Raw genomic sequence first — 16,229 nt, forward strand, 5'->3', positions numbered from 1 at the left:
GGCTCGACCGTCCGGCAGTAGTAGGCTCGCGCCGTTTGCTGCCGAAACACCCTTCCGAACGGCAGGGTTGACGTAGGGGAGGCCATGCGCTTTCGCGGGAAGCCGATCCGCCGGAAGATCGTGGCGCTGCTGCTGGTGCCGCTGGTGTCCCTCGTGTCCATCTGGGCATTCGCCACCTACATCACCAGCCGCGAGGCGGCCGGCATGCTGACGGCCGCGAAGGTCATGGACAGGGTCGACGACCCGGTCGGCGATGCCGCCCGCGCCCTCCAGCGCGAACGCCGTCAGACCCTCGTCCACCTCGCCGACCCCCGGCGCTCCGACGCCCTGTCCCAGCTGCACCGCCAGCAGCGCGCCACCGACCGTGCTGTGGCCACGATAAGGGACGAGGCGGCCGACTCCGGACTCAGGGACGATCTCGCGCCGGCAGCCGGGAAGCGGCTGGACGCGCTGGTGGCGGGGCTGTCCGGCCTGGAGGACCTGCGCGCGAGGGTCGCCGAGAACAACCTGTCGCGCGGCGGCGCCTTCCAGGCGTACAACGAACTCGTCGACCCCTGCTACGTCTTCCTCACCTCGCTCCACGGATCGCACGAGGCGGACCTGGAGCGCCACGGGCGCGCCCTGGTCGGTCTCCTGCTTGCCCGCGAGTACCTCGCGCGCGAGGACGCCCTGATGGCCGCAGCCCTGGCGGCGGACGAGATGACCCGCGGCGACCAGCGGGCCTTCACCGACCGGATCGCCGAGCGCAACCTCGCCATGAGCACCAACCTCCCGCTCCTGCCCGCGGAGGACCGCCAGACCTTCGAGGACTACTGGCGGGGCACCGAGGGCCGCACGCTGCTGAGTTACGAGGACGCCGTCATCGGCGCGGGCGCCAAGGCCACCGACGGCGCGGTCACCGCCGAACGCTGGGAGAAGGCCGCCTCCGCCGTCCTGGAGGACCTGCGACGGATCGGCGACGACGCCCGGGAGCGCCACCAGGGCCAGGTCGACCCACAGGCCACCGGAGTGCTGATCCGGGCCTCCGCGTTCGGCGCCTTGGGCCTGCTGGCGGTGCTCGCCTCCCTGGTCATCTCCATCCGGGTCGGCCGCGGACTGATCCGCGACCTGGGCAGGCTCCGCAAGGAGGCCAACGAGTCCGCGGGCGCCCGGCTGCCGAGTGTGATGCGGCGGCTGGCCGCGGGCGAGCAGGTCGACGTCGAGACCGAGGCGCCCCGCCTTCAGTACCCGCCGGACGAGGCCGGGCAGGTGGGCCACGCGCTCAACACCCTCCAGCGCGCCGCCGTCGAGGCGGCCGTCAAACAGGCCGACATGCGGCGGGGCGTCTCCGAGGTCTTCGTCAACCTCGCCCGCCGCAACCAGGTGCTGCTGCACCGCCAGTTGACCCTGCTGGACACGATGGAGCGCCGTACCGAGGACGCCGACGAACTGGCCGACCTCTTCCGGCTCGACCACCTCACCACCCGCATGCGACGGCACGCGGAGGGCCTGGTGATCCTCTCCGGCGCCGCGCCCTCGCGCCAGTGGCGCAAGCCGGTGCAGCTGATGGACGTCGTACGGGCCGCCGTCGCGGAGGTCGAGGACTACGAGCGGATCGAGGTCCGGCGGCTGTCCCGGCTCGCCGTCGACGGCAAGGCCGTCGCGGACCTCACGCACCTGATCGCCGAACTCCTGGAGAACGCGACGGTCTTCTCCCCGCCGCACACGGCGGTGCAGGTGCTGGGCGAGCGGGTGTCCAACGGCTTCACCCTGGAGATCCACGACCGGGGCCTGGGGATGGCGCCGGACGCCCTCCTCGACGCCAATCTGCGGCTGGCCGAGACGCCGGAGTTCGAGCTGTCCGACACCGACCGGCTCGGCCTCTTCGTCGTCTCCCGGCTCGCCCTCCGGCAGGGCGCACGCGTCTCGCTCCAGCCCTCGCCGTACGGCGGGACCACCGCCGTGGTGCTGATTCCGGGGGCGATCCTGACCGAGACGCCCGACCGGGACGACGAGGAGCGCCGGTCGGTCGGGCGTGCCGACCAGGACGCGGGTGCCGGGGCCTCCTCGGCGGGCGGCCGGGACGGCAGGCGTGCCGTACTCGCCCAACTGCCCCGGGCGAGGCTGGAGAGCGGGGCACCGGCAGCCTCCGTGCTCAACGGGCCCGTCGAACTCGAGGCGCCGGTGCCGGAGACCGGGGAGGAGCCGGGCGCGACGGGCGGCCGGCAGCCGGCCGGGGGCAAGGGCCCGCGGCCGTTCGGCCGTCGGCGCACGGACCCCCAGCCATCCGCCGAGCAGCACGGACAGGCCCCCGACCAGGGCGGGCCCGCGCAGGCGCCGGACGACGGGCGGCCCGCGCCGCTGCCACGCCGCCGCCCCGGTGCGCCGGTGCTCGTCTCCGACCGCGGCCGGCGTGTGGGGGCGGGCGTCCGCCGCTCCGAGCGCGCTCCCGGCCCCAGCGGGTCCGCCGAGGGCCGGGGTCCGGGCGGGCCCGTCCGCCCGGACCCCGCCACCGCGCCGGACACGGTGGGCGGGCTGCCCCGCCGTATCCGCCAGGCCAGCCTCGCCCCGCAGCTGCGGACGGAGCCGGACACCGGCGACCTCCCGTCCCCTGGAGGCCCGTCAGCGCCGTCGGCGGCCCCCGAGGCGCGGGACGCGGACGAGGTACGCAGCCGGATGGCGTCGCTCCAGCGTGGCTGGGAGCGGGGGCGCCGACAGAACGACGATCCGTCGGGAGACGGAACGGCGGAGACCGCACCAGGAACAACTCCCGAAGGGGAAGGCCGATGACCGTATCGAAGGCCGCACACACCGCCGGGACGAACGGCGCGGCACCCGCCGCGGCGGGCGTCGGGGACGGCGGCGGCGAACTGAACTGGCTGCTGGACGAACTCGTCCAGCGGGTCGGCAGCATCCGCAGAGCCCTGGTCCTCTCGGGCGACGGACTGCCCCGGGGCACCTCGCGCGGCCTCACCCGCGAGGACGGTGAGCACCTCGCCGCCGTGGCCTCCGGGTTCCACAGCCTGGCCAAGGGCGTGGGGCACCACTTCGAGACGGGGGGCGTCCGGCAGACGGTCGTGGAGCTGGACCAGGCGTTCCTCTTCGTGACCGCCGCCGGGGACGGCAGCTGCCTGGCGGTGCTGGCCGACGCCGACTCCGATGTCGGCCAGGTCGCCTACGAGATGACACTGCTGGTCAAGCGGGTCGGCGCACACCTGGCCACCGCACCGCGTGCGAGCCTGGCCGGCGGAAGCTGACGGGACGGGGGCCATGACGGACCGCTGGTTCGACGACGCGGCAGGCCCGGTGGTCCGCCCGTACGCGATGACCCGCGGCCGTACCCGGGGCAGCGTCGGAGCGGACCAGCTCGACCTGATCGCCCTGGTGATCGCCGAAGGGCCGCCGGAGGGCGGCCCCACCGGCGCGGACGGCACCGCCGCCGCACGGCGCGAGGGCGGTGCACCGCCCGCGGGCGCCCGCGGCGGCGGTCCGCAGGCCGACGGTCCACGCGGTGACGACCTGGACGACGACCACAGCCTCGCGCCCGAGCACGTCGACATCGTGCTCTTCTGCCGCCGTGCCCCCCAGTCCGTCGCGGAACTGGCCGCCGAACTCGACCTGCCGGTGGGGGTCGTCCGCGTCCTCGTCGGCGACCTCATCGACGCGGAGCTGGTCCGCGTCACCCGTCCCGTCCCGCCGGCCGACCTGCCGGACGAGCACGTACTGCGCGAGGTGATCGATGGTCTTCGGGCGCTCTGAGCGGGCCCGCCGCCGGGCCGAGGCCGCGGCGGCCGACGATCCGGTGGCGCTCAAGCTGCTGGTGGCAGGCGGGTTCGGCGTGGGCAAGACGACGCTGGTCGGCGCGGTCAGCGAGATCAAGCCGCTGCGCACCGAGGAAGCGCTCAGCGAGGCGAGCCGGCCCTACGACGACACCGAGGGCGTGGAGGGCAAGGCCACCACGACCGTCGCCATGGACTTCGGCCGCATCACCATCAACGAGGGCCTCGTCCTCTACCTCTTCGGCACTCCGGGGCAGGACCGGTTCTGGTTCCTGTGGGACGAGCTGGCCCAGGGCGCGCTGGGTGCCGTGGTGCTCACCGACACCCGACGCCTGGAGGACTGCTTCGCCGCCATCGACTACTTCGAGCGGCGCGGCCTGCCCTTCACCGTCGCGGTCAACTGCTTCGACGGCGCGGGCCGCTACCCCGTGGAGACGGTGCGCCGCGCGCTCGACCTGGGGCAGACCGTGCCCGTCCTGCTCTGCGACGCGCGGCTGCGCGACTCGGTGCGGGACGTACTGGTCTCCGTCGTCGAGCACGCGCTGCGCACGACGGCGACCGGGTCCGCCCCGGCCTGAGCCCCCGTGCCGCGGCGCGGGAGGGCTCAGCGCGGCCGGTCAGTCCTCCTCGTGCCAGCCGAAGCTGCGCTCGACCGCCTTGCGCCAGTTGGCGTACTCGCGCTCCCGCGCACCGGCGTCCATCCGCGGCGTCCACTCGGCGTCGCGCCGCCACTGCGCGCTCAGTTCGTCCAGCCCGGACCACACGCCGGTGGCCAGCCCCGCCGCGTACGCCGCGCCCAGGCAGGTCGTCTCGGGTACCACCGGCCGGATCACCGGCACCCCGAGCACGTCCGCCTGGTGCTGCATGAGCAGGTTGTTGACGGTCATCCCGCCGTCGACCTTGAGCGCGGTGAGGGGGACCCCGGAGTCCTGGTACATCGCGTCCACCACCTCGCGCGTCTGCCAGCTGGTCGCCTCCAGCACCGCACGCGCCAGGTGCGCCTTGGTGACGTAGCGGGTGAGGCCGGTGATGACGCCGCGCGCGTCGGCGCGCCAGTAGGGGGCGAAGAGGCCGGAGAAGGCGGGTACGACGTACGCTCCGCCGTTGTCCTCGACACCGGCCGCCAGCGGTTCGATCTCCTCCGCCGAGGAGATGATGCCCAGCTGGTCGCGGAACCACTGCACCAGCGCACCGGTGATCGCGATCGAGCCCTCCAGGCAGTACACGGCGGGCTCGCCGCCGAGCTGGTAGCCCATCGTGGTCAGCAACCCGTTGCGGGAGGGGACCGGCCGCGTGCCGGTGTTCAGCAGCAGGAAGGAGCCGGTGCCGTAGGTGTTCTTCGCCTCGCCGACGCCGAAGCAGGTCTGCCCGAACACCGCCGCCTGCTGGTCCCCGAGCGCCGAGGCGACCGGTACCCCGGCGAGCGCGCCCACGGCGGTGCCGTACACCTCGGCGGAGGACCTGATCCGGGGCAGCACCGCCTCGGGCACGTCCATGGCGGTGAGGATCGAGGGGTCCCACTGGAGGGTCTCCAGGTTCATGAGCATGGTGCGCCCGGCGTTGGTGACGTCGGTGACGTGGACGCCGCCGTCCGTGCCGCCGGTCAGGTTCCAGATCAGCCAGGAGTCCATGGTGCCGAAGGCGATCTCCCCGGCCTCGGCCCGGCGCCGCAGTCCGGGCACGTGCTCCAGCAGCCAGGCGATCTTGGGTCCGGAGAAGTAGCTGGCCAGCGGCAGGCCCGTGCGGTCGCGGAAGCGGTCCTGGCCCGCCGTGCCGCCCAGTTCGGTGCACAGGGCCGCGGTGCGGGTGTCCTGCCACACGAGCGCGTGGTGCACGGGCTCGCCGGTGGCCCGGTCCCACAGGACGGTGGTCTCGCGCTGGTTGGTGATGCCCAGCGCGCTCAGTTCGGCCGCGTGCAGGCCGGCCTTGGCGAGCGCGCCGGTGACCACCGCCCGTACCGTCGTCCAGATCTCGGCGGCGTCGTGCTCCACCCAGCCGGGGCGGGGGAATATCTGGCGGTGTTCGCGCTGGTCGACGGCGACGGGGGAGCCGTGCCGGTCGAAGATGATGCACCTGCTGGACGTGGTGCCCTGGTCGATTGCCGCGACGTAGTGATCCCTCATGGTCACGTCCCCTTCACTCGGGTGCTGGGGTGCTCGGGCCGGCTGCGCGGGTCCTCGGGACAGGGGCGGGGTTCAGAACGCGACGTTGTAGATCGCGGCGCCCAGGGCGCCGCCGATCAGGGGTCCGACGACCGGGACCCAGGCGTAGCTCCAGTCGGAGGTGCCCTTGTTCGGGATGGGCAGCACCGCGTGGGCGATGCGCGGCCCCAGATCGCGGGCGGGGTTGATGGCGTACCCGGTGGGCCCGCCGAGGGAGAGGCCGATGCCCACGACCAGCAGCGCGACCAGCAGCACCCCCATGCCGGACTTGCCGATGCCCTCGTGCAGCCCGAAGGCCAGCAGCGGCAGCATCAGGGCGACGGTGGCGATGATCTCGGTGAACAGGTTGGCGGCCGGGTTGCGGACCTCCGGGATGGTGGAGAAGTTGCCCAGCGTCGGCTGCGCGTGCTCCCGGTCGGCGTTGGCGGCGAACTGCGAGTAGTAGACCCCCCAGGCGAGCACCGCGCCGACGAAGGCGCCGATCAGCTGGGCGGACAGGTAGACCGGCACCTTGCTCCAGCCGCCGCCCTCGACGGCCGTGCCCAGGGTGACGGCGGGGTTGATGTGCCCGCCGGACAGCGGCGCGGCGGTGTAGGCACCGGCCAGCACACCGAAGCCCCAGCCGAAGGCGATGGCGACCCAGCCGGCCCCCTTGGCCTTGGAATGACGGAGATTGACGGCGGCGCAGACGCCCGCTCCGAAAAGGACGAGAATCGCGGTGCCGATGATCTCGCCGACGAAGATGTCCCCGTTCGAGAATTGCTCCACAGCGGCTCCTTAGGGCCTTCGCCCGGGGTGGCGGCCCCGGCGCTCCTGAAGGTTAAGCGCTTGCCCGCCCTCGGAGGCGGTAGCGGGCGGGCAGCGTGAACCCCGTGTCGGGCGCACGTCCCCCCACCTGTCCCCGGTCCGTTCCCGGCCTTCCGCAGCGAGCGTGCCGGAAGTGTTCATCCGGCCCGATGCGCCGTCAAGACGGTGGACGCGACGGATCGCGGCGCAGCACCGGAGGTGTGTCATCACTCCGTCACCACTTCGCCATCCCGGTCACAGGCACCCCTCGGGTGAACCGGATCACGGGGTACGGCGTCCCCTACACATGACGGCGGTACGGGGCCCACGGGGGTGGTCCCGGCCGCCGTCCTCCGAGCGTCCCCGCGCGGTGGCCCGAGCGGAAAGTCGAAGTAGGTGTCCGGGAAGGGCTCCGGCGTGTACGTGAAGTGCCACCACTCACGCGGGTAGTTGGTGAAACCGGCCCGCTCCAGCCCGCGCCGCAGCAGCAGCCGGTGGGCCCGCCGCGCACCCCGTACCCGCGGATCGAGGGTGTGAGCGAGCGTGTCGAAGCAGTCGTAGCCGGTGCCCATGTCGACCGAGTCGTCCGGGAAGCGCTCGCCGCGCGGCGCGTAGCAGGGCACCAGCGGCTCACCGGGGACGTACGGGCGCGGCGCCGCCGCCGGCAGCCGCACCAGGCTGACATCCACGGTGCTGCCCCGGCTGTGGCCGGACTTCGCGGCGATGTAGCCCTCCTGGAACAGCCTGGACTTCCCGACCCGCGGGTGGAACTCCCGCCGCATCGCCCCCTTGCCCGGGGCCGCGGCCCAGCGCACGAACGCGTCCACCGCGCGCTGCGGGCGGTAGCAGTCGTACACCTTCAGGCTGTAGCCGAGCCGCTGGAAGCGCCGCTGTGCCCGGCCCAGCGCTCGGGCCGCCTCCGCGGTCAGCAGGCACACCGGGCCGCGGTAGCCCTCGACCCGCGCGCCGGTGAAGTTGTGCGCGGTGGCGTAGCGCATGTCCTGACGGATCGTCGGCGCCACCGCGCGCAGCGGGACGAACCCGGCCGGCGGCCCGGGCGCGGGGGCCGCCGCCTCCGGCGCGAGGGCCAGTGCGGCGGTGAGCGCCAGTGCGACGGCGGAGCGCGTGGTGGCCATGGCACCGCTCTACCACCTCGCTCAGCCGCGCACCCGCACCCGGCGGGTCACGGGTGTGCCGTCCTCGTGGGCCACCACCGGCACGCCGCCGTGCAGCCGCACCGTCAGCCGCTCCACCACCGGGCGCCCCCACCCGTCGCCCGGATCGCTGATCACCAGCCCGCTGCCGGTACGCCCCGGCGCCGGGGCCCACACCTCCAGCTCGGTCTCACCGTCCGGCCCGGCCACCGGGATCGCGGCCCCGGCCCGCGCCAGCACCGGAATACGCGCCAGCGGCGCCGCGATCTCCACCCGGGCCGGCCCTTCGTAGGCCTGGCCGGTCGCCGTGTCGTACCAGCGCCCGCGCGGCAGCCGCACCGTGCGGCGCACCGCGCCCTGCTCCAGTACGGGCGCCACCAGCAGCGCGTCGCCCAGCAGGAAGGCGTCGTCGCAGTCGCGCAGCGCCCGGTCGCGGGAGTGCTGCCACCACAGGGGCCGCGCGTAGGGTGCGCCGGTGCGGTGGGCCAGGTGGGCGAGCGTGACCAGGTACGGCAGCAGGCGCTCCCGCCGGGCCAGCGCTTCCCGGGCCGCCTCCAGCACCTCGGGCCCGAACTCCCACGGCTCGCGCCGACCCGCCCACTTCGCCGAGTGGGTGCGGAAGAGCGGCAGGTACGCGCCCAGCTGGAACCAGCGCAGGTACAGCTCCGGCGACGGTGATCCGGTGAACCCGCCGATGTCCGGGCCCGAGTACGGGACCCCGCACAGGCCCAGCCCCAGCACCAGCGCCAGCGAGGCGCGCAGCCCCGGCCAGCCCGTCCGTACGTCCCCCGACCAGGTGCCGCCGTACCGCTGCATGCCGGCCCAGCCGGAGCGGGAGAAGAGGAACGGCCGCTCCTTGGGGCGCAGTTCGCGCAGCCCCTGATAGCCGGCCCGGGCCATCGCCAGCCCGTACACGTTGTGGGCCTCGCGGTGGTCGCCGCCCCGGCCCTCCAGGGAGTGCCGGGAGGACAGCGGCAGCGTGCGGTCGCCGAAGGCGGTGAAGGAGGTGGGCTCGTTCATGTCGTGCCAGACACCGGAGAAGCCCTGGTCGAGCCGCTCCGCGTACAGACTGCCCCACCACTTGCGTACGCGCGGGTCGGTGAAGTCCGGGAAGACTGTACGGCCCGGCCACACCAGGCCGCGCACCTGGCGGCCCCGCGCGTCCCGGACGAACGCGTCGGCCGCGACGCCGCTGTCGTAGACCGCGTTGCCCGGCTCCTGTTTGACCGCCGGGTCCACGATGGACACCAGCCGCACGCCCTGCTCGCGCAGTTCGGCGGCGAGTTCGGGCAGATCGCGGAAGCGGTCCCGGTCGACGGTGAAGACCCGGTGGCCCCGGTAGTGGTCGATGTCCAGGTGCAGGGCGCGCAGCGGCAGCCCGCGCTCCCGGTAGCCCGCGGCGACCCGGCGCACCTCGGTGCCGCTGCCGAAGCCCCACCGCGCGTGCTGGTGACCCAGCGCCCAGCGCGGCGGCACCGCGGGCGCGCCGGTCAGCGCCGCCCAGCCGCGCAGGATGCGGGCGGGCGCCCCGGTCACCACCCAGTACCGCAGCGGGCCGCCGTCCATCCGCACCTCGCAGCGGCCCGGCCGGTCGTGCCCGGAGCCGGCGCCCTCCGTGCCCTGCCGGAGCGTCACCCGCCCGTCCCAGGTGTTGTCGTGGAAGACCAGATGGCTGCCGACGTCGGCGACCACCAGCAGCACCGGCATCGTGATGTAGAGAGGGTCCTGACCCGGGTCGAAGGGGCCCGGGTCGGTGTTCCACAGCCGGTAGCCGCCGTCCGGGAGACGGGGGCCCGCCGCCCGGCCGCCGAGCCCGAAGAACCGCGCGTCCGGTGCCACCTCCGAGCGCTGCGTCCAGCGGCCCGCCGTCCCGTCCACCGGCTCCCACCAGCGCGGCGGCAGTTCACGCCGCAGCAGCACCCCGCCGGGGGTGCGCACCTCGACATCGCCGTGCCGGGTGACGGTGACCATGACCCGCTCGGAGACCACCCGCCAGCCGCCGTTCTTGTCCGGCTCCAGCCCGGCCCGCGGGTCCGCCTCGGGACACGGCCCGGCCAGCGCGTACGACGGCTCCGGCGCGGCCCTGTCCCAGCCGCAGAACACCGCGCCGCCCACGGCCACCCGCACCCGCAGCGACGAGCGGGTGAAGTGGATGACGCCGCCGCCGGGCAGCGGCTCCGCGCCGAGCGCCGCACCGGGCACCCGGGCCCGTTCCGCGCCCTCGCGGGGGAGCCCGGCCGTGTCGATCCGGCGGCGCCGCCACGCCGAGCGCACTGTGCGCACCCCCCGAGGCGTACCGACCAGCTTTACCGACCGCACCAGGTCACGCGCATCCATGCTGCTCAGCCTGCCATCGCCACCGGTGCGCAGCGGTGAAGTTCAACTGCCGTTCACCCGGGGTCCGCCGGTTCGCCGCACGCGGCGCCGGGCTCTCCCCTGCCGCCCCGCCCGTGACGCCCGCCCTGGTGCGGGGAACGATCACGTGGCATCGTCCTGCCCAGCCGCCGCGTCACGCGCACACCCCGCCGTGCGCGGGTGAAGACGCGCACGACGCGCACAGCCCGGGAGCCGCCATGACCGCAGCGCACGACACGCCGCAGCCCGCCACCCCGTACCAGGGCGCCGCCGGCCCGCCCGCGCCGGAGCCCCTGTGGCGGCCGGACCGCGCGCGCACCGACGGCGCCCGCATCACCCGCTTCCAGGCGTGGGCCGCCGAGCACCACGGAGCGCCCGCCGCCCTGCCGGGCGACCCCGCCGCGAGCTACCACGCGCTGCACCAGTGGTCCGTGGCGGAACTGCCCGCCTTCTGGCAGGCCGTCGCCGAATGGTTCGACGTGCGCTTCTCCAGCCCGTACGAGCGGGTCCTCGGCGACCCCTCGATGCCCGGCGCCCGCTGGTTCCCCGGCGCCACGCTCAACTACGCTCAGCAGGCGCTGCGCGCGGCCGAGGACCCGGCCCGCGCGGACGAGCCCGCCCTGCTGCACGTCGACGAGACCCACGGGCCCACCCCCCTGGGCTGGGCCGAGCTGCGCCGCCAGGTGGGCTCCCTCGCCGCCGAGCTGCGCCGCCTCGGCGTCCGCCCCGGCGAGCGGGTCAGCGGCTACCTCCCCAACATCCCGCAGGCCGCCGTCGCCCTGCTGGCGACCGCCGCGGTCGGCGGCGTCTGGACCTCCTGCGCGCCCGACTTCGGCGCCCGCAGCGTGCTCGACAGGTTCCAGCAGGTCGAGCCCGTCGTACTGATCACCGTGGACGGATACCGCTACGGCGGCAAGGAGCACGACCGCACCGAGACGGTCGCCGAGCTCCGCCGCGAACTGCCCACCCTGCGCGCCGTCGTGCACGTGCCGCTGCTGGGCACGGCGCCTCCCGAGGGCGCCCTCGCGTGGGACGCGCTCACCGCCGCCGACGTGGCACCCGTCTTCGAACAGGTCCCCTTCGACCACCCCCTGTGGGTGCTCTACTCCTCCGGTACCACCGGGCTGCCCAAGGCCATCGTCCAGTCGCAGGGCGGCATCCTCCTCGAACACCTCAAGCAGCTGGGCCTGCACTGCGACCTCGGCCCCGGCGACCGCTTCTTCTGGTACACCTCCACCGGCTGGATGATGTGGAACTTCCTCGTCTCCGGCCTGCTGGCGGGCTGCACCGTCGTGACCTACGACGGCAGCCCGGGCTACCCCGACACCGGCGCCCAGTGGCGCGTCGCCGAGACCACCGGCGCCACCTTGTACGGCACCTCCGCCGCCTACGTCATGGCCTGCCGCAAGGCCGAGGTCGAGCCGGGCCGCGACTTCGACCTCTCCCGCCTGCGCTGCGTCGCCACCACCGGCTCACCGCTGCCGCCCGACGGCTTCCGCTGGCTGCACGACGCGGTGGCGGCGGACCTGTGGATCGCCAGCGTCAGCGGCGGTACGGACATCTGCTCCTGCTTCGCGGGCGCCGTCCCCACCCTTCCCGTCTACACCGGTGAGCTGCAGGCACCCTGCCTCGGCACCGACCTCCAGTCCTGGGACCCCTCCGGCGCACCGCTCACCGACGAGGTGGGCGAACTCGTCGTCACCAACCCGATGCCGTCCATGCCGCTGCGCTTCTGGAACGACCCCGGCGACACCCGCTACCGCGAGAGCTACTTCGACACCTACCCCGGCGTCTGGCGCCACGGCGACTGGACGACCCTCACCAGCCGCCGCACCGTCGTCATCCACGGCCGCTCCGACTCCACCCTCAACCGCCAGGGCGTACGGATGGGCTCCGCCGACATCTACGAGGCGGTGGAGCGGCTGCCCGAGATCAAGGAGTCCCTGGTCATCGGCGTGGAGCAGGAGGACGGCGGCTACTGGATGCCGCTCTTCGTCCACCTCGTGCCGGGCGCGGTCCTGGACGACGCGCTGCGCGACCGCGTCAAGCACACCATCCGCCGGTCACTGTCACCACGGCACGTGCCGGACGAGATCATCGAGATCCCCGCAGTGCCGCACACCCTCACGGGCAAGCGGCTGGAGGTGCCCGTCAAGCGGCTCCTCCAGGGAACGGCGCTGGAGAAGGCCGTGAACCCCGGCTCGGTGGACGACGTCGCACTCCTGGACTTCTACCAGCGCCTGGCCGCCCGACGCCGCTCCTAGGGGGTGTCCGCCGTCCCGCCGGCAGCCTGTTGTCAGACCCCTCGATTACGGTGAGTGAGCAAGTGATTCCAAGGGGGAGAGACGAGGGGGAGCAGGCATGGCACACACCAGGAGCCGCAGGCGGGGAGCGTACCGCGCACTCCGCCGCGAAGTGCCCAGCACCGTCGCCGTCCTGGCGGACCCGGGCGACTTCGCGGCCATGGCCAGCAGGTACCGGTCGTTCGCCTTCGACGACCACGCGGCGTACCTGCGGCAGACCGAAATCCTGCTGCGCTCGCTGGCGCAGCAGGGCGTGTACACCCGCGTCGGCTGCTTCGACGCGGAGGACTTCGCCCAGTACTGCGAGGAGGAGCAGCTCGACCCGGACACCTCGGCCAGCCGGACGCGCTATGCGGCGGAGGTGGCCGCGAGCGGGCTCACCCTCCCCTACGCGGGCCAGACCGTCGCGCAGCTGGTCCCGCTGCTCCTGGGCACCCGGGAGTCCGCCCTGACCTGGGAGGAGGCGACGGCCGTGATCGCCGGCGCGGCCCCCGATGCCGCCGCCGACGGCACCGCCGAGAGCGGCGGCAGCCGGGGGCAGGTCGTCTTCGCCCGTGCGGTGGAGGCGCTGGCGGGCCTGCTCCAGGCGGTCGGTCCCGGCGTGCACCACGTGGTGTGCGGGGTCAGTACGCCGGACGCACCGCTGAGCGCGGCGCTCCGGGTCGAGCGGGGCCGGGACGGCGGGCTGCGGCTGCGCGATCCGGAGCCACTGCTGCTGTGCGGAGTGCTCGCCGCCGGGCTGGCGACGGCCAGTGCGGGCGGCGTGGTGATCCGCACCGAGGCGGCCCGGGGGCAGGGCGACGTGGTCCGGGGCTGGCGCCTGCGGAGCGGCTGGCTGAGTCCGCTCAGTGAGGCCGAGGTCTTCTCCGCCTACTGCACCGACGCGGGGACGGGAGAGCCCGTGCCTCCGGAGACGGGGGTGCGCTACGCGGCGGGCATCGAGCTGCCCCCGCCCTCGGGCGGCGCGCTCTGATCCAGGAGGCGGCCGCACGCCCGCGGTTCGCCGACGCGAGAGGCCCGGTGGGGGGGTGGGGGGCGGTCGCGACCGCCCCCCACCGGGCCTCACCGGCCGTGCGGAGTCACTCTCCCGAGAGCACCGCCTGCGCGGCGACCCGCGCCTCCGGCGCACTGTCGGCGGCCCGCGCGGCAGCGGCGGCGCGCTCGCACTGGGCCAGGGTGTGCTTCGCGAGCGTGGCGCGTACATAGGGGAGCGCGGAGGCCCCCATCGACAGGCTGGTCACGCCCAGACCCGTGAGCACGCACGCCAGCAGCGGGTCGGCGGCGGCTTCGCCGCAGACCCCGCAGCTCTTGCCCTCGGCCTTGGCGGCCTCGGCGGACAGCGCCACCAGATCCAGCAGCGCGGGCTGCCACGGGTCCTGGAGCCGGGCGACGGCGCCCACCTGACGGTCGGCGGCGAAGGTGTACTGCGCCAGGTCGTTCGTCCCCAGCGAGAGGAACTCCACCTCCTGGAGCACCGAGCGCGCGCGCAGCGCGGCCGACGGAATCTCCACCATGGCACCGAACTTCGCCCGCAGACCCGCCTCGCGGCAGGCGTCGGCGAACGCCTTGGCGTCGGCCCGGTCGGCGACCATGGGCGCCATCACCTCGAGGTACACCGGCAGCCCCTCGGCCGCCCGCGCCAGTGCGCGCAGCTGGGTGCCGAGGACATCGGGGTGTTCCAGCAGCGTGCGCAGGCCGCGTACGCCGAGCGCCGGGTTGGGCTCGTCGGCGGGGGTCAGGAAGTCCAGCGGCTTGTCCGCGCCCGCGTCGAGCACGCGTACGACGACCCGGCCCTCCGGGAACGCCTCCAGCACCTGCCGGTAGGCCGCGACCTGCTTCTCCTCCGACGGCGCCTTCGCGCTGTCGTCCAGGAAGAGGAACTCGGTGCGGAAGAGCCCGACGCCCTCCGCCCCCGCCTCCAGCGCGGCCGGGACGTCCGCCGGTCCGCCGACGTTCGCCAGCAGCGGCACCTTGTGCCCGTCGGACGTCGCTCCCGGGCCGGTGCTCGCCGCCAGCGCCGACCGGCGCTCCTCGGCGATCCGCGTCAGCTCGGTCCGTTCCTCCGCGCTGGGCTCGACCACGACGTCACCCGTGCTGCCGTCCACGGCCACGATCGTGCCCTCGGCCAGCTCGCCCGCCCCGGGCAGCGCGACCACGGCCGGCACTCCCAGCGCGCGGGCGAGGATCGCGCTGTGACTGGTGGGCCCGCCCTCCTCGGTCACGAAGCCCAGCACGAGCGCCGGATCGAGCAGCGCGGTGTCGGCCGGGGCCAGGTCCCGCGCGATGAGGACGTACGGCTCGTCGCTGTCCGGCACGCCCGGCATCGCCACACCCAGGAGCCGGGCCACGATGCGGTTACGGACGTCGTCGAGATCAGCCACCCGCCCGGCGAGGTACTCACCGGCGCCGGCGAGCAGCGCCCGGTAGGCGGCGAACGCGTCGTAGACCCCGCGCTCCGCGGTACTGCCCACGGCGATGCGGCGGTCCACGTCGGCGAGCAGCTCCGGGTCCTGGGCCATCATGGCCTGGGCCTCCAGCACGGCCTGCGCCTCGCCGCCGGCCAGCTGGCCGCGGGCGGTGAGGTCCGCCGCCACGGCGTCCACGGCCTGGCGCGCACGGCTCTGCTCGCGCGGGGCCTCTTCCGCGTCGATGTGCCGGGTCGGCGGTTCCAGCACCGCGGTGCCCATGTGCCGGGCCTCGCCGATGGCGACGCCGTGGCTCACTCCGACGCCTCGAAGCGTTGTGTCCATTTCACTCGTCTCCGGTCGATCCTGCGACGTACGCGTCGCTCTTTCTGCCGTGCGGCGTACCGGCCGTCACGCCCAGCTGAACAGCGTCTTGCCGGGGGCGGTGTCTCCCTCGTCGGCGACCTCGGAGAGGGCGTCGGCCGTGGCCTCGAGCGCCACGACGGGGGAGATCGGGGACTTGCCCGCCGCCTCTACAGCCGCCGGGTTCCAGCGGACCACCGGGTCGCCGCGCCGCACGGTGTCCCCCTTGGCCGCGAGCAGTTCGAAGCCCTCACCGTTCAGCTGGACCGTGTCGATGCCGAGGTGGGTCAGCACACCGTGCCCCTCCGGGTCGACGACGACGAACGCGTGCGGGTGCAGGGACACCACGATGCCGTCCACGGGGGCGACCGCCTCGGTCGGCTCCCGGACGGGGTCGATGGCGGTACCGGGGCCCACCATGGCACCGGAGAACACCGGGTCGGGTACGGCCGCGAGTCCGATGGCGCGTCCGGTCAGGGGGGACGTCACGGTAGTCATATGGGGAAGCCTCCAGGCGGAGCGTCGGTCAGCCGCCGTCACTGCCTGTCCGGGACGGCGCACCGCTCAGAAGCGTAAGTCATGTGAAGAGACGATTCCGCATGGCCGTGGGCGTGTGCCGCGCCCGTCGGAGCCGACCGGGCACGGGTATGCGGATTTGCCTCCCTCTGGCCCGGCCTGTACTGTCGTACTCCTGCCTCGACGCCATGGGCTCAGGTAGCTTCTCGATCAAACCAACTCCTTGCTAGATGATCCCGGCAGTCGCATGTCCTGATGTTCTGCGTCGGCCTCGATTTCAAGCAGGGAAATTCTTCTGGTAGCGTCGGGAACACGAAATACCGAAGGGAAAGCCCGGAGGGTGTCGGAGACGGCATTCGAAGGAAGCGTCCGTTCTTTGAGAACTCAACAGCGTGCCAAAAGTCAACGCCAGATATGTTGATACCCC

General features: G+C 74.1%; 12 protein-coding genes. 6 read left to right on the plus strand and 6 right to left on the minus strand.

All coding sequences use genetic code 11. The features are described from left to right. Positions 1 to 84 precede the first annotated feature (84 nt). The 4 genes from H299_RS0106170 to H299_RS0106185 are packed head-to-tail and all read left to right on the plus strand — an operon-like array spanning position 85 to position 4,336. Positions 85 to 2,769 (plus strand): nitrate- and nitrite sensing domain-containing protein, encoded by a 2,685-nt coding sequence (locus H299_RS0106170; protein ID WP_027747703.1) that lies wholly within the window; start codon positions 85 to 87, stop codon positions 2,767 to 2,769. Continuing rightward, positions 2,766 to 3,236: a roadblock/LC7 domain-containing protein gene (locus H299_RS0106175; protein WP_027747704.1), complete on the plus strand. Its 471-nt coding sequence runs from the start codon at positions 2,766 to 2,768 to the stop codon at positions 3,234 to 3,236. The genes H299_RS0106170 and H299_RS0106175 overlap by 4 nt, the downstream gene beginning before the upstream one ends. A gap of 13 nt (positions 3,237 to 3,249) precedes the next feature. Beyond that, positions 3,250 to 3,738, plus strand: coding sequence for a DUF742 domain-containing protein (locus tag H299_RS0106180; RefSeq protein ID WP_027747705.1), 489 nt, complete (start codon positions 3,250 to 3,252; stop codon positions 3,736 to 3,738). Further along, the gene (locus tag H299_RS0106185) at positions 3,719 to 4,336 is read left to right on the plus strand and encodes an ATP/GTP-binding protein (protein ID WP_027747706.1); all 618 of its coding nucleotides are present in this window, start codon (positions 3,719 to 3,721) and stop codon (positions 4,334 to 4,336) included. The genes H299_RS0106180 and H299_RS0106185 overlap by 20 nt, the downstream gene beginning before the upstream one ends. A 39-nt stretch (positions 4,337 to 4,375) precedes the next feature. Here the strand turns inward: H299_RS0106185 and glpK are convergent, their stop codons facing one another. The 4 genes from glpK to H299_RS0106205 form a co-directional block, all read right to left on the minus strand. Then, positions 4,376 to 5,881 (minus strand): glycerol kinase GlpK, encoded by a 1,506-nt coding sequence (gene glpK, locus H299_RS0106190; RefSeq protein WP_027747707.1) that lies wholly within the window; start codon positions 5,879 to 5,881, stop codon positions 4,376 to 4,378. 72 nt (positions 5,882 to 5,953) lie between these two features. Next, positions 5,954 to 6,688 carry an MIP/aquaporin family protein gene (locus H299_RS0106195; protein ID WP_027747708.1) on the minus strand — a complete coding sequence of 245 codons (735 nt, stop codon included), beginning with the start codon at positions 6,686 to 6,688 and terminating at the stop codon, positions 5,954 to 5,956. A gap of 245 nt (positions 6,689 to 6,933) precedes the next feature. Continuing rightward, a complete protein-coding gene (locus tag H299_RS32465) occupies positions 6,934 to 7,842 on the minus strand; it encodes a M15 family metallopeptidase (protein WP_078512486.1) in 909 nt (302 codons plus the stop codon). A 21-nt stretch (positions 7,843 to 7,863) separates the two neighbouring features. Continuing rightward, a complete protein-coding gene (locus H299_RS0106205; protein ID WP_037757786.1) occupies positions 7,864 to 10,197 on the minus strand; it encodes a glycoside hydrolase family 31 protein in 2,334 nt (777 codons plus the stop codon). Positions 10,198 to 10,433: 236 nt separating this feature from the next. Between H299_RS0106205 and H299_RS0106210 the strand changes: the two genes are divergently transcribed. Both H299_RS0106210 and H299_RS38950 read left to right on the plus strand, forming a co-directional pair. Next, positions 10,434 to 12,479, plus strand: a complete 2,046-nt coding sequence (locus H299_RS0106210; protein ID WP_078512487.1) for an acetoacetate--CoA ligase — start codon at positions 10,434 to 10,436, stop codon at positions 12,477 to 12,479. Between the two features lie 97 nt (positions 12,480 to 12,576). Beyond that, complete coding sequence (locus H299_RS38950) at positions 12,577 to 13,491, plus strand: hypothetical protein (protein ID WP_027747711.1); 915 nt, start codon at positions 12,577 to 12,579, stop codon at positions 13,489 to 13,491. Positions 13,492 to 13,597: 106 nt separating this feature from the next. On the opposite strand, the gene ptsP is transcribed toward H299_RS38950, so the two are convergent. Continuing rightward, positions 13,598 to 15,268, minus strand: coding sequence for a phosphoenolpyruvate--protein phosphotransferase (ptsP, locus tag H299_RS0106220; RefSeq protein WP_051262154.1), 1,671 nt, complete (start codon positions 15,266 to 15,268; stop codon positions 13,598 to 13,600). Between the two features lie 66 nt (positions 15,269 to 15,334). After that, positions 15,335 to 15,784, minus strand: coding sequence for a PTS glucose transporter subunit IIA (locus H299_RS0106225; RefSeq protein ID WP_027747713.1), 450 nt, complete (start codon positions 15,782 to 15,784; stop codon positions 15,335 to 15,337). Positions 15,785 to 16,229 lie beyond the last annotated feature (445 nt).

It is taken from the genome of Streptomyces sp. CNH287 (assembly GCF_000424825.1).